Raw genomic sequence first — 13086 nt, 5'->3', positions numbered from 1 at the left:
TGGCTTTTGATTTGTAATATCTCTCTTATAGCTTCTGTGCTACGTATATTTAGCTCATAAATCGCCCTCACTTCCGGAGCAATCTTCTAATAGCGCTCACTAAGTCCCTTAGGCCGTCGTCCAGTGCGTCCCTTGGCTCGGGCTGATGCGAGTCCAGCCCTAGTACGCTCTCTGATAATGTTGCGCTCGTGCTCAGCCAGGATACACATGAACTGAAAGAACAAGTTACCGGTGGCAGTGCTGGTATCAATAGACTCAGAGAGTGATTTTAAATTTACTCCTCTCTTCTTTAGTTCTTCGACCAGCTCAATGAGTTGAATGGTACTTCTTCCCAACCGCCGGGTGGCCGGAGCCATCCAGCTTCCAAACCACAATAGTATCCCCCGGTCGGGTATACTCCATCAGCTTCTCGAGGTTGGGCTTACCCGCCTTCACTCCGGATACTTTATCCTTAAAGATTTTACTACATCCTTCTTTCTGCAGCGCATCCAGCTGCATGTTCAAGTTCTGCTCCATCGTGGAGACTCGTGCGTATCCTATGTATGCCATACTGTTTATGAAACTCAACAAGTGCGGATATAATACACTTAGTTAAATTACATGGCAATATAAATAATGGCAGAAAGAAGGGTCAGGTCGATCAGGGATTGATGAGCAAACCGGCCAAGATATTATCATTTAAACGGTCTTATAAACCATAAGGATAATTAAGCAAAAAGGCCTGTCGCGTGCTGATTTTAGCTTATTTGTTTTGGGCTAGTAGTGTATGTAACTCTACAACTGATGGGGGTACTATCGGAGTATAGACCCAGGGGCGGGTGGGGCTAGGGTTGGGGAAAAAAATTGTTGGGAGCCTTACACTTTTTCCAATACTCAATTATCACCTGGAGGGTTTCTTTGATTTCGGCAAATGAAGCAGGCTTTACAAAGAAACCCTGCGCCGAGCTACTGTAAGCCTCAATAACAGCCTGCTGGTTTTGCGCTGTGGTAAAGTATATGTAAGGAATGCACCTCAGACTCAGCTCGGCGTCGGACTGCATTTTCTTTCTTAGTTCCAGGCCGTTGAGTTTGGGTAGATTTATATCTGAGATAATAATATAAGGCCGGTCCGGGGTTGTATACAAATAGTCCAGGGCCGATAATCCATCGGTGAAATACATCCTTTTGTTAGGGTAGCCCAGAACTTTGAATACTTCTTCCAGCAGCAGCTGGTCCTCCGGGTCGTCTTCGATAATGATGATGGTGCCTGTTTTGTTTTATTCATAAGTTGTCACGACTATCCATAGAGCCAATAATTAATGTCAAAAGCTTCTCTACGGTCCAATAGACGTGGTTAAAGTAGGTCATTGTCTGTGGGGACACCGGCTACGGTGCTCTGCAAGAAGCTAAGACGGCGTCCGGAGTAGTGACCTCAGGCAGTCATTGGCTCTTGAGATGTTAAAAACAAAGTACCTCTCCGGCCTGTCAAGGGTATAAATTATTGATTGTCAAATAAATAGTAATTACCAGCTAATAAAGGGTTACCTTTAATAATGTTTAAAAATGTTCTTTTGATTGATGATGATGATTTGACTATTGATTTAATTAAGACCACGCTGCTTGATAATCATTTTGCTGAAAATATTCATACTGTTAGTAATGGAAGGGAGGGATTAGCCTTCTTTGAAGCCCTGGACAAAGGGGCCGACGGGCAGGTTCCGGAGCTGGTACTACTTGATGTGTACATGCCCCTGATGAATGGCTGGGAGTTTCTGGATGCCTATATGTTACTCTATGAAAAGAAGTTCCCCCAGGTGTGTTTCTGTATGCTCTCCTCTTCGGTTAATCCGAATGACATTTTGAAGGCGCATAGTTACAATTGTGTCATAGAAATTTTTAGTAAACCACTGAAAGCATCCCATACCCGATATTTAGAAAAGTTCTGTATGAAACGGCAGGAGCTTTTTAGAAATAAGGGCCTTTGATTCCACTTGTCAAATCCGCTCTTATAGGTAGTGGTTTGGCTTACCTCGGCGCTTCCTTTAATAACATTGTAATCCACGGTAGCTGATGGAAAAGCGACTAAACCCGTGTATCTGATGAAATACCTGACTACGACCGGAAAGATTGTTAGTGGCCCTTCGCCCTGCCAGGTGCTGGAAGCGCTGAAAGACAGCTCGCCCTACTACACCGGACTATCTCTGGAGATGTACAAGTCCTCGCTACAAAGACAGATGCTGCTTTTCTATGGGGAGTATATTGATGACCGCGACCCGGAGTTGATCGTGGAGCAGCTGGAGGCGGCCGGGGTCCTGCTGCGGCTGGAATAGCACCCCTGATGCAGACTTACTTGATAACCTGAACGTAGTATGATGGAAGGGCCGGTTGAGAAACAGCGAATGCCCCTATGGCAGTATTATAGCTTAATCAATTTTGGCGTCTTTGATGATATGTATAGCGTTAGATATTCGGGGAAAACCAATGTACGGGTAGAGCTGAACCATCGCCGCCAGCAGCGTTTCTTTGCTATTGCCTACTTTAAGATTACCAATGGCGTGAGAGGCCATCTGGCGCTCGGTACCACCTAAGGTAGCCAGGCCGCAGAAAATCATCAGCTCCCGGGTTTTCAGGTCCAGCCCCCGGCGGGTATAGAAATCACCGAAACCCGACTGGGTTAACATTCGGGGAATGGCTTCGGCAAATTCCCCCGGTAATACTTTCATGTACTGCTGCATAGCATCTCCGTAGAGGGGAGCCTGCTCCTGGCGTCCCCGCTCCAAGCGATCACCTTCCTGCACGGTTGCCATAGCCTCCAGAGGCAGCTTAATGCCCCGGCTTTCAAAGACTTTGTTTATTACCTCTAGGGCGTTGAGCACTTTGGGATAGCCAACAAACGGAGCGCATTGATAGACGACCTCCCGGATTTGGATCGGGGTAACTCCGACGTTGAGGGCAGCATGGGTATGCGGAGTTAATTGGGGCAAGGTTTGGTTGGTCGTGAGCGCGGTGATGGTAATCAGCTCTCGCGTTTTATCGTCCAGGACACCGATGTAAAACACTTCACCGAAAATGAACCGTTGCAGAATGGTCATCAGTTCGGGATCGGTTGGGCTGACCGTGATGGGCTGTCCAAACAATTCTTCGTATTTGGCCTGGGCTCGTCCAACCCGGTCAGGCGTGACCCGGTCAGGCGTGACCCGGCTTGTATCCACCAGTGTTTTTGGGGAGGGACTGTTAGGGATCTGTCCTAATACCGGCGCTGACAGGAGAAAAGTCAGGGCCAGAGGCAACAGCATGTGTTTCATAAATGGGTTTGGTTATCGTAACTGATAAGTAGAGACATACGGCTAATTCAACCGGTATTGGTTGGGTGATTGACCCACCCGTTGCTTAAACAGCCGGGTAAAATGCTGTGGGTACTTGAAGCCCATCTCGTAGGCAATTTCGCTGATCGACTTGCTCAGATCAAATAGTCTTTCTTTTGCCAGATCAATCACCCGGGCCTGAATGTACTCCTGAGCGGACAGGCCCGTCTCCTTCTTGACCAGGTCCCCAAAATAATTAGCTGACAGGTGGAGCTCGTCAGCACAGTACCCTACGGTGGGAAGTCCCAAAGTCTGGGGCTTGTCCGACTCAAAGTAGTTTGTTAATAAGGTCTCAAATTTTACTAACACATCTTTGTGAACGTGGTCGCGGGTGATAAACTGCCGCTCGTAAAACCGGCCGCAATACTTCAGGAGCAGCTCAATATGGCTGACGAGTAACTGCTTACTGTGCTTATCGATGGGATGGGTCAACTCCTCACCAATCTTACGCAGGCAGTCTACAACCAGGTCTTGTTCCCGATCCGAAAGATGCAAGGCTTCGTTGGCTTCATAGCCGAAAAAGCTATAGTCTTTGATGTGCTGACCAAGGGGAGTGCCCCGAATCAGATCCGGATGAAAGGCTAATGCCCACCCGGTCGGCTGCACATGTTCGCCTTCGGCTTCTTCCACCCCAAACACCTGTCCCGGCGCAACAAATAACATGGTGCCTTCGTCGTAATCGTAATGCTGACGGCCGTAGATTAGTGGGGCACACCGGGCTTGTTTAAGAAAGACCAGGTAGAGCTCCGAGAGCCAGCGACCTGCCTGAACGGGCGCTGACTGAGACTGATCCAGCACACTAACCAGGGGATGCAGCACCCGCTGATTCCGCTCGGCATTGAACTGAGTCACGCTTTGAATCTTCCGTATCTTTTCCATCTACTTATTCTTTTTCAACGGTTTTAAGATAAACGGCTCACCCGGAGCCAGCACGTGAATCCGGGCCGGGTTCACTACCCTTTTGGCTAACTCCTTGGGATCACCGTTAAAGGGGGTAAAATCTGGGGCATCCACTGAGCCCCAGTGGCACAATAGCAGCGGTGTGTTGGGATAGGCATTGGCGATTTTAACCGCTCCTTCAAAGGTGAAATGCCATTCACTGTCTGAAAAATCAAAGAAAATAGCATCCGGTGTGGGCATGGTCAGGTGGCCAGGTGTAAGGCGGGAATCGCCCGGTGCCCAGATATTTCCGTCGGGAGTTTGGATCCAGAAGCCACAGGCGTCTTCATTCTTGAAACGTCGCTTACTCATGCCCGGATAGGCATTTTGATAGGCATGATCTGCCGGGGTAAGTGTGACCTGTACAGGCCCAACTTTGAAAATATCACCAATGTTATGACCGAAGGCGGGTAGTCCCAGATTTTGCATTAATGAGTCGACATAGATTGTCGAGTGATAGGCTTTGGTGACCCTTTTCAGATCCTGATTAGTCGATACGCTGAAGTGGTCATTATCCGCGTGCGTGATCAGTACTGCATCCAAGTGAGGAACTGCTTTGGGGGTAATAGGCATGTCGATCATGACCGGCATATCAAACCCCTGCAGAACCGGATCGACCATTAGTGTTGTCCCCCGGCTATTGACCAAAAAGCCAGCGAAGCCCAGCCAGCGCACGGTGGTCTGTTTGGAGGGCCCAAAGGCGGCAGTTCCAAAGGGCTGTGTTTTGGGCGCTTTGGCCTGATACTTCTTCTCGGCGGGCTTAGCTAACCCACTGCGGGTACTATCAGCCGTTGTCTGGGCGTGGCCAAGGCTGGTTAGTCCACCGATCAGGGCCATTCCTATAACTATTGATTGAATTTTCATGCTCCTACTTGATCTTGTAAATCAACTACTTATGTTAGGAACGAAGGTCGGAGGATTCAGTTTGTGGATTTGTATACCTATTACAGGATTACTTACCATAATTACAGATCATACCTGCCAGCATCATCCGATGAGTCAGCTGGGTGAGCCTCAGTAGATTGGCTGCTGCGAATTTAAATAGTAACGCAGAGAGGGTCTAACCCATGTCAAGTGTAGAAAGTAAAGAGGGAATGTTTTTCGCAAGGCGAAGCATTAAAGTACTTGGTTTGTCCAGCTGTTGGGTAACATCAGAAAGGGAGAATCAGTGGACCTAGTGTTTCTTGGTACTAATTCCGGCGCATCCATTCTATTCAAAACAACTTACTTTACATGGATCTTTGGTTAGGAGCGTGTTCCTGAACTATGTAGATATTATGTATTAAAAGGGTCTTTTTAGTTTATGATAGTAAATAGTTGAAGTGGTTATATGCTTACTTGCTACTGATTTCCTTGCGGTACCGTTTGACACTGGAAATACTGATACCGGTCAGGTTGACTATCTCAGCCACTGAAAGCCCTTTATCGAGGGCTTTTTTTACTTTATGGTAGTTATCCTGGTTTACTCCGGAAGGTCGACCTATGTGCTTGCCTTTGGCCTTGGCCAACAGCTGGCCGGCACGGGTCTTTTCGAGGATCATCTCTCTATCATATTCAGCCAGGGCAGCAAATATCCCGATGACTAACTTACCGGCCGGAGTAGCGGAGTCAATACCCAGATCAAGAGCTTTGAAGATAATGCCCTTACTGGCAAAATCTCCGATCAGGTTGATCAGGTGGTCGCGGCTGCGGCCCAGGCGGGTAAAGCGTGAAACTACGACGGTATCACCTTCGCGGAGTAGGGACAGCATTTCGTCCAGGGCGGGGCGCTGAACTGATAGGCCGGATATCTTCTCCTGAAAGATGCGGTCGCAGCCGTACTTCTGTAAGGCTTCTATCTGGGTGTCGGTACTCTGATCAGCGGTGGAAACCCGGGCGTACCCAAAGACTTTGTTCATAGGTATCAGTAAGTTGGTTTCATAAAGATAAACCTTCTTTTGAAACTGGACCTACTTTCTGGACCTACTTTTCAGGGCAGCAGCAAAAAGAAACCCTGCCGGTGGGCAGGGTTCCCCATGAAAACTCTTTCGAAAGCAGGGTCCAACAAGTAGGGCCAGCTCAAAAAGCAAAAGTGCCTTTGCAGACCAGAATTGTTGACCCTTGGGATAGGCCTACATGCACCACTATCATATATATTGGGAGCCAGATGGATCAAAGCCAAACAAGTTTCAAAGGCTGGTAGGTCTGCGCTGCAGTATATAGACCAACTATTAGGCGTAATTCCGATATTAAATCTATCTTCTAATACCGTAAGGGTGGATTCTTGTGCAAGGCTGTATCAGGGCAACACAAATCCAAAACAACTGGCCCCGAAAAGCAGGACCGTAACACTTTTGGTGCTATTTCTCGGTGAAGCTATCGATAGGAACGACCAATTTTTTCCGCATAGAGAAATGGATTAGTGGTTAGTGGAACCGTTTGCAGTGAGATCTTCGTCCGAGGCGGGGCTACCTTCTCTCATTGAAAAACTCGAACGTATGGGTTGCTCCAAGCCCATCGTGAGGCTGGAAATACCGGCAGGCTACTCGTTCAAACTCGACGGTGCCACTATCTACCTCTCGATGGCCACGATTTTCTTGGTGCAGGTCTACGGCGTGGAACTGACGCTCTCGCAAATGTTCACCATCATCGGAATCCTGATGGTCATGTCCATGTGCGCGGCGGGCGTCCCGGGCAGCGGTTTCGTGGTGCTGGCCTATGTATACCCTTTCGGCCAACAAAGTGATACCCACCAAAGGCCTGGCGCTGCTGCTGGGCGTGGACCGCTTCATGTCCGAAGCGCGGGCCATCACCAATTTCGTAGGTAACGGCGTAGCCACGATCTGGATCGCCAATAACGAAAACGATTTCGACCGGGCAAAGATGCGCCACGCCTTTGGGCATCTGGAAGAAACGGAAGATATTATCAAAGACAATCTTGAATGGGGAGAAGAGGAGCCTAAAAAGGTTTTGTGATTTAAGTTTTATAACTCAGCCTTCACCATCAGCACAACAAATCCAGGCGGCCCGACACCGTATTGAAGAAAAGCAATACGGGCAGGGGCGTTTTGGCAGAAGATCATAGCTCGGCAAGAATTGCCACTAACTTTTCCGGCATCGAGAAAAAGGGCGAGTGACTACTGGCTAAGGTATACAGTTTATGGATGGGCACGTTTTGAGCTATACTACTTTTATACAAGTCTTTGGACTCTGTACAGAGAATATAAACTTTCGGAACAGCCCCGTAGCGAGCTTCTGTTACATTCACGGGTGTACCCAGACACGCCATCGACTGTGACCCGATGTGTGCTTTGGCATAGACTACGTCTTCGTTAGATCAATCATGGTAGAAGAGGATCTTAACCAGTTCAGGCTTAATTCGCGACGTTTTTTTGTCTTCCGAAAGAACCATGCTTTCACTTACAGATGGCTTTAAAACTGGTTTACCAGCAGCCTTGTTCTGTGCTTCTGCTTTCCCCGCCAGCGAAAATACCGAATCGCCATTATCAGGCATGAAGGCATCTAAAAACACCAACTTTGATACCTTCTCTTTGCCTAAAACCTCAGCGGCCTGGGCAATGGCAACACCTGCCTTAGAGTGTCCCACTAAAATGATCGGACCTGTTTGGGCGTTGGCTGAGGCTACTATTCTTTGCACGTAATCATTGAGCGTAACGGTTGCCATCGGCGTTTTGTCAGTGCCGTGACCCGGCAAATCAATGGCCAGTACCCGACTGCCATTGGCTTCCAGCATGAGTACCACTTTTTTCCAACACCAGGCCTCGTGCCAGGCTCCATGAACAAGGATGTACGTTTTGGGCAGAGGATAGGAAACAGTCTGAAGCAGAACTGTGAAAAGCAATATTAAAAATGTAGTTTCCATGAATGTAAGAGTAATTTACGGGTGATTTGAAATGCGATTTGAATCATGATGAGAGATAAGTTTGTATTAGTAGTTTGACTTCCTAATTTGCCCGCCGAGTTTCGTCGTCCGAGCCGGTGCGTCGTTGCCGGGCGGCTTTCAGTTTCTGGTTGCCAAAGGAGTACGTTAGGTTCAGTAGCGCCACGCGTGTGTCGAATGTTAGCACCCCCACCTGGCTGGCTGTCGGTGTCAACACCGAAGGACGGAACCGATTGGTGTGGAGCACATCCTGCACGCTGAACTTGAGCTTCAGGAGTGGAGAAACCACTTTTTGTACACCCGCATCCAATGCCCCCAGCCAGGGCGACCGCCAGATGCCGTTCACGGCGGGTGTGCTAAACCAACCATAGAGTTCAGCCGTCCATCCGTGGCCAAATGTGAAGGAGTTGTTGCCGTTCAACCGCCCGGAAATGTTTTGGATTTGAAGCGTTGAGCCTTCGTAGTCGTACTGAAAACGATTGTAGTAACCCAGCACGTTGGCCTGTAACTGCCAGCCTTTCGCCACCGTTAGCGGCCAGCTCAGCGTGAGGGTGTAGCCCTGTGAATGGCCTAGGTTCTCGGTGGTGACGTAGGTTTTATTTCCTTCCAGTGCGTGGGTAGTGAAAAACATCAGGTCGGTGGTGTAATTGACCCCTAGGGACGCAAAAACATCATTTTTCAGGCTCAGCTTTCCTTCCAGCGCGTGATTGAACTGCGGTTTCAGGTAGGCATTGCCAACGGAATACGCGAAGGGGTCTACGTACCCTCGCGCGGGGTTCAGGTTCTGGTAGTTGGGCCGGTCGATGCGGTAGCTGTAGGAGAACGTCAGCGTCTGGTTGTCTGACAGGGGCTGCGCCACAAACAGGGTAGGAAAGAATTTCAGATAGTCACGGGCCACCACCCGATTCAGGCTGAGTGAATTCCCTTCCGAACGGGTATGCTCGGCGCGTAAACCTGCCTGGATGCTTGTCTTACGCCATTTTCCCGAAACATTGACGTAGCCCGCATTGACCCGCTCCGTGTATTGAAAGCGGTTCGACAGGTCCGGGTCGATGGTCAGAATTCCCATTGGCCCACTCCGCAGAGTCAGATCGTTGTCCGTTTGCACCGAAGCGGTTTTCAAGCCGGTTTCCAGCGTCCAGCCGCTAGCGAAGGGACGCGTAAAGTCAACCTTAAAGGTACGGATATCGATACCCGTCGGTTGCGTAATGAGCAGCTCGTCCACGGGCGGCTTACTGTCTTCTAAATCAACGAGTACAGTAGTAGTCAATGCATTGGTATAGTCCCTACTGAAATGACCCACATCGATATCCGCACTGATACTCCCCTTTTTTTCACCGAATGTATGTTGCAGATTCAGGTTGCCAATCTGGTTCTGACTGAAGGTGTCATAGGTTTTTTCAGTTTCGGTTATTAGGTACACCGGCCCGGTAGTGGTGCGGCGAAAACTGGCACCGGCGGGGCCCCGTTGGCGGTGGTCGCTCCAAAAAACCGTCCAAACCATCCCGACCGTAGTTTTATCCGTAGGCATGAAATCAAACCCCGCTTTGGCGTTATGGCCCAGATCGCGAAATTTCAGGTACGTATACTGACTCACTACGTTGCGCCGGGAGGCTTCGGTCGGGCTGGGGTCAGGTTGACTGCGGTCGAGTTTGAAATCCCAGTAATTACCACCCCGGTTCAAGCTATAATTGCCAAAGAGGTTCAGTTTTTTCGTACGATGGTTCAATTGAAGACTTCCCCGTTCCCGGTCGAAGCGTCCTGATCCACCCGCTACCGAAGCCATGCCGTTGGTGCCGAGGTTGCTGTTCTTTTTAAGCCGGATGTTGATGATACCCGTATTACCCGCCGCGTCGTATTTGGCCGAGGGATTGGTGATCAGTTCGATGGCCTCGATGTTGTCGCTCGACATCGACCGCAGCAGCGCAATCACATCCTGGGCCGAGAGGTAGGTTTGTTTTCCGTCGATCTGTACGATCACCCCGTCCTTTCCGCGCAGCTGCAGCCGCTCGTTCTGATAATCGACCGTAACGCCGGGCGACTTTTCAAGCACTTCCAGGGCGGTGCTGCCGCTGCCCACGATGCTGTTCGCTACGTTGACGACCAGGCGGTCGAGTTGCTGCTCCACGAAGGGCTTTTTGGCGGTTACCTGCACCTCCGCCAGCTCGCCGATAAGCTCGGGCAGTATCAACGTGGGCAAGCGGGTTGGGCCGGCCCCCACCTCGACCGGAGCCGAATATAATTTCTGGAACCCGACCGCCGTAGCCCGGACGATATAGTACCCTGCCCGGACGTTCTCGAACGCGAAAAGCCCTTCGGCATCGGTAGCGGTGGTTTTAGCCAGCCGGGTGGTATCGCTTTCGACAAAAAGGGCAACCGTAGCGAAGGGCAGGGGTTTGCCGGAGGCATCCTGAACGTTGCCGGACAGCGTCGTGACCTGTTGCGCATGAACGGGCAAGCCGGTCAGGGTAAACAGGAAGATGATGATGGCATTTTTCATGTCGATTGAAATAAACGGGTTGTGTTGGTTTTGTAGTCGAAAAAACGAGTTCTGGTCTCAGGCGAAGAGGGTGTGGCAGGGCAAGTCGCCGATGATAAAATTGAGCGGTACGAGCATCTGATTTCCGTGCTTTTAGTTTAGCAGACGCACCTGCCCCGGCTCGCACTGTTAGTCGTACAAACATCTCATTCAGGAAACAGCCGTGCAACTTCCATTGCGTGGGTAGTCGGATTATTGCGTGAATAGCAGGATTAGGTATGCCATTGAGTAAACGGTGGGGAATGGGGATTAAAAAAAGCTCACTCAATAAACTGACCGTTATAATACACAAGGGTGGTACAGATCAGGTCAAAAACGCCATCCCGACACAAAAGCTGCGGTTAGGATGGTGAAAACACAAAGTGGGTACCTAATGCGCAAGTGATAAACGGACTTTGCTTATCTGTCCAAACTACCTATTGCTCACAGGCTCCGCTGATTTTTGGTATACTTCATCCAGTATGGTAACTAATTGAACTGGCATGGAGAAAAAGGGTGAATGGCTACTTTTGAGACGGTAAATTTGTTTGGTAGGCACGTTTGAGGCAATCCTGGTCTTATCGAAGTCTTTAGCCTCTGTGCATAAGATATAGTACTTCGGTATGATACCGTACCGCTGATCTGTAACCGTCACTGGCGTTACGATCGTAGCGAGGGGCTGTGGACCCAATCTGGATTTGGCAAAGGCTACATCATTGGCCGGGCAGTCGTGGTAAAGTAGTTCCTGTACCTTGTCGAGATTGAGGGTACTTGTCTTCTGATCACTCGAAAAAATCTGGCTTTCGGCCAGGGCCGCTCCCGAAGTACCTTCGGAATTGCTAGGATACTTCTGCACCAGCGAAATTACTGATTCACCGTTGAGGGGCATAAATGCATCAAGAAATATAAGAGAGGCTACTTTTTGAGTACCTAATAGTTCAGCGGCCTGAGCGATCACTGTCCCGCCGCTCGAGTGCCCGACCAGGATAACCGGGCCATTCTGTTGCCTCGCTACTTCTACCACCCGGTTTACGTAGTCTTCCAGCGTAACAGTCGCGGTGGGGGCACTGTCGGAACCATGTCCGGGCAAATCGGGGGCAACTACTGTATACCCTTTGTTCTGCAGCAGGGGAACAACCTTGTTCCAGCTCCAGGCAGCGTGCCATCCTCCATGCACCAGCACGAACGAGGGTTTGGCAGATTGAGAAAAAAGATCGGTAGCTAGCATAGTCATAGCGCTAAGAATTAGTAAGATAGTCTTTTCCATATGTACTTTTTTGAACAAAAGTATAGGCCGGCGCTATGCGTAGGTGGTAAAAAAAAGACATCTTTTTAGGGTCAATATGACGCTGAATAGCGGCTACGGTAGATATCGTTGGTCAGACCCAAAACACACTCAGGAGAGCTGCGCTCCAGCGCATAAAATGCCGAAGGAGTAAGGCCCGTAAATTCTTTGAAATCTTTCACCAAATGCTGATAGTCGTAGTAGCCACATTCGGCCGCAATGAATGACCAGTCCTTCTCCGGAAAACGGTTTTTGATATTGTAGGCCCTATTGAACCGGGCGATCCGGGCATATTTATGGGCATGCAGTCCCACTCGTTCCAGAAACTTCCGATCGAATTGCCGGGTGCTATAACATGACTGATCGGCCAGTGCCTCCAAAGAAGGGGTGTCAATCATTCGGGATAGCTGATTACAAACCGCATCCAGCCGGATGGTTTCTTTCTTAGCTCTGTTTACAAGCTTTTGCGCAAAGTTTTCGACGATCTGGATCAATTGAGTATAACTCTTGGCTTCCAGCAATTGCTCGTAGGTAGGTTGCAGGCCTTTTGAAAACAGGTAGGTAGCATCGAGGTATTGATTGGTGAGTTCATGGGCCGGAATACCCGTTAACCGAAATACGGCGGTGGGCTGGAATACCAGCTGGACATTCATAGGGTTAGCACCTGTATACTGATTGACTAAAAAGGTACGTTGAGCCGCGAAAAGGGTATTTTGTGGGGCAGTAGTATTTCCTGAAGCGGTTTGGACTACAAAAGGGTCTTTGAGAAAAAAGTGCAGTACCTGTTCGGGTTTAGGAGGATAGGCCTTAAAAGGAATCTCCCGCTCATTTTCAAATTGAAAATGAATGATACGATAGCACTTTACAAAGGAGCAAACCGACGGGCCAGGAGCGAAATCTTTCAAAAGCATATTTCAGGTAATTTTAAAAAACCTTTAAACAGCTATCAAACAACCAAGAGGCTTTGCCTTGCCACCCGTTATGTATGGAGTTTGGCTGTTAAATATACGAAAAATTGATAGGCTTTTTATTGCTGTACTTCTTACTTCACCTCTGTAAAGTTGAGCTGGGGTACATTCATAGCATGTCTTGACCTGATTTTGGTTTACACCCTGTCAAA

Annotated in this window: 13 protein-coding genes and 1 pseudogene; 3 read left to right on the top strand and 11 right to left on the bottom strand. The window is 49.2% G+C overall.

Annotated features, from left to right (window positions below; all coding sequences use genetic code 11):
- Positions 1-86: 86 nt before the first annotated feature.
- The 3 genes from JUB14_RS18275 to JUB14_RS18270 form a co-directional block, all read right to left on the bottom strand.
- Positions 87-356: a recombinase family protein gene (locus tag JUB14_RS18275; RefSeq protein ID WP_262897617.1), complete on the bottom strand. Its 270-nt coding sequence runs from the start codon at positions 354-356 to the stop codon at positions 87-89.
- The gene (locus tag JUB14_RS27910; RefSeq protein WP_262897616.1) at positions 307-549 is read right to left on the bottom strand and encodes a recombinase family protein; all 243 of its coding nucleotides are present in this window, start codon (positions 547-549) and stop codon (positions 307-309) included. The genes JUB14_RS18275 and JUB14_RS27910 overlap by 50 nt, the downstream gene beginning before the upstream one ends.
- A 275-nt stretch (positions 550-824) precedes the next feature.
- Positions 825-1232, bottom strand: a complete 408-nt coding sequence (locus tag JUB14_RS18270; RefSeq protein WP_310586167.1) for a response regulator — start codon at positions 1230-1232, stop codon at positions 825-827.
- Positions 1233-1532: 300 nt separating this feature from the next.
- Here JUB14_RS18270 and JUB14_RS18265 point away from each other — a divergent pair, with 300 nt between their 5' ends.
- Together JUB14_RS18265 and JUB14_RS18260 are read left to right on the top strand one after the other, a co-directional pair.
- The gene (locus tag JUB14_RS18265) at positions 1533-1964 is read left to right on the top strand and encodes a response regulator (RefSeq protein ID WP_207508180.1); all 432 of its coding nucleotides are present in this window, start codon (positions 1533-1535) and stop codon (positions 1962-1964) included.
- A 114-nt stretch (positions 1965-2078) separates the two neighbouring features.
- A complete protein-coding gene (locus JUB14_RS18260) occupies positions 2079-2309 on the top strand; it encodes a hypothetical protein (protein WP_207508178.1) in 231 nt (76 codons plus the stop codon).
- A gap of 93 nt (positions 2310-2402) precedes the next feature.
- Here the strand turns inward: JUB14_RS18260 and JUB14_RS18255 are convergent, their stop codons facing one another.
- The 4 genes from JUB14_RS18255 to JUB14_RS18240 form a co-directional block, all read right to left on the bottom strand.
- Positions 2403-3284: a carboxymuconolactone decarboxylase family protein gene (locus tag JUB14_RS18255; RefSeq protein WP_207508176.1), complete on the bottom strand. Its 882-nt coding sequence runs from the start codon at positions 3282-3284 to the stop codon at positions 2403-2405.
- Positions 3285-3326: 42 nt separating this feature from the next.
- Entirely contained in the window at positions 3327-4223 is an 897-nt protein-coding gene (locus tag JUB14_RS18250; RefSeq protein ID WP_207508174.1) for a helix-turn-helix domain-containing protein, read from the bottom strand.
- Positions 4224-5147, bottom strand: a complete 924-nt coding sequence (locus JUB14_RS18245; protein WP_207508172.1) for an MBL fold metallo-hydrolase — start codon at positions 5145-5147, stop codon at positions 4224-4226.
- 470 nt (positions 5148-5617) lie between these two features.
- On the bottom strand, positions 5618-6181 hold the full coding sequence (locus JUB14_RS18240; RefSeq protein WP_207508170.1) for a recombinase family protein: 564 nt from the start codon (positions 6179-6181) through the stop codon (positions 5618-5620).
- Positions 6182-6712: 531 nt separating this feature from the next.
- Between JUB14_RS18240 and JUB14_RS18235 the strand changes: the two are divergent.
- Positions 6713-7238 (top strand): annotated as a pseudogene (locus JUB14_RS18235) (cation:dicarboxylate symporter family transporter); the annotation flags it as partial.
- A gap of 361 nt (positions 7239-7599) precedes the next feature.
- On the opposite strand, the gene JUB14_RS18230 reads toward JUB14_RS18235, so the two are convergent.
- From JUB14_RS18230 to JUB14_RS18215, 4 genes are all read right to left on the bottom strand, one after another.
- Entirely contained in the window at positions 7600-8145 is a 546-nt protein-coding gene (locus JUB14_RS18230; protein WP_207508168.1) for an alpha/beta fold hydrolase, read from the bottom strand.
- Positions 8146-8227: 82 nt separating this feature from the next.
- Positions 8228-10621 carry an outer membrane beta-barrel family protein gene (locus JUB14_RS18225; protein WP_229368002.1) on the bottom strand — a complete coding sequence of 798 codons (2394 nt, stop codon included), beginning with the start codon at positions 10619-10621 and terminating at the stop codon, positions 8228-8230.
- Positions 10622-11114: 493 nt separating this feature from the next.
- Positions 11115-11948, bottom strand: coding sequence for an alpha/beta fold hydrolase (locus JUB14_RS18220; protein WP_207508165.1), 834 nt, complete (start codon positions 11946-11948; stop codon positions 11115-11117).
- 71 nt (positions 11949-12019) lie between these two features.
- On the bottom strand, positions 12020-12877 hold the full coding sequence (locus tag JUB14_RS18215; protein WP_207508164.1) for a helix-turn-helix domain-containing protein: 858 nt from the start codon (positions 12875-12877) through the stop codon (positions 12020-12022).
- Positions 12878-13086 lie beyond the last annotated feature (209 nt).

The sequence above is a fragment of the Telluribacter humicola genome (assembly GCF_017355935.1).
GTDB classification, from domain to species: Bacteria; Bacteroidota; Bacteroidia; order Cytophagales; family Spirosomataceae; genus Telluribacter; species Telluribacter humicola.
This window is presented reverse-complemented; position numbering and strand designations above follow the sequence as displayed.

Coding starts and splice junctions, on each gene's coding strand:
- JUB14_RS18215 (WP_207508164.1), bottom strand. CDS start 12,877: ATGCTTTTGAAAGATTTCGCTCCTGGCCCGTCGGTTTGCTCCTTTGTA.
- JUB14_RS18240 (WP_207508170.1), bottom strand. CDS start 6,181: ATGAACAAAGTCTTTGGGTACGCCCGGGTTTCCACCGCTGATCAGAGT.
- JUB14_RS18250 (WP_207508174.1), bottom strand. CDS start 4,223: ATGGAAAAGATACGGAAGATTCAAAGCGTGACTCAGTTCAATGCCGAG.
- JUB14_RS27910 (WP_262897616.1), bottom strand. CDS start 549: ATGGCATACATAGGATACGCACGAGTCTCCACGATGGAGCAGAACTTG.
- JUB14_RS18275 (WP_262897617.1), bottom strand. CDS start 356: ATGGCTCCGGCCACCCGGCGGTTGGGAAGAAGTACCATTCAACTCATT.
- JUB14_RS18230 (WP_207508168.1), bottom strand. CDS start 8,145: ATGGAAACTACATTTTTAATATTGCTTTTCACAGTTCTGCTTCAGACT.
- JUB14_RS18260 (WP_207508178.1), top strand. CDS start 2,079: ATGAAATACCTGACTACGACCGGAAAGATTGTTAGTGGCCCTTCGCCC.
- JUB14_RS18245 (WP_207508172.1), bottom strand. CDS start 5,147: ATGAAAATTCAATCAATAGTTATAGGAATGGCCCTGATCGGTGGACTA.
- JUB14_RS18220 (WP_207508165.1), bottom strand. CDS start 11,948: ATGGAAAAGACTATCTTACTAATTCTTAGCGCTATGACTATGCTAGCT.
- JUB14_RS18255 (WP_207508176.1), bottom strand. CDS start 3,284: ATGAAACACATGCTGTTGCCTCTGGCCCTGACTTTTCTCCTGTCAGCG.
- JUB14_RS18265 (WP_207508180.1), top strand. CDS start 1,533: ATGTTTAAAAATGTTCTTTTGATTGATGATGATGATTTGACTATTGAT.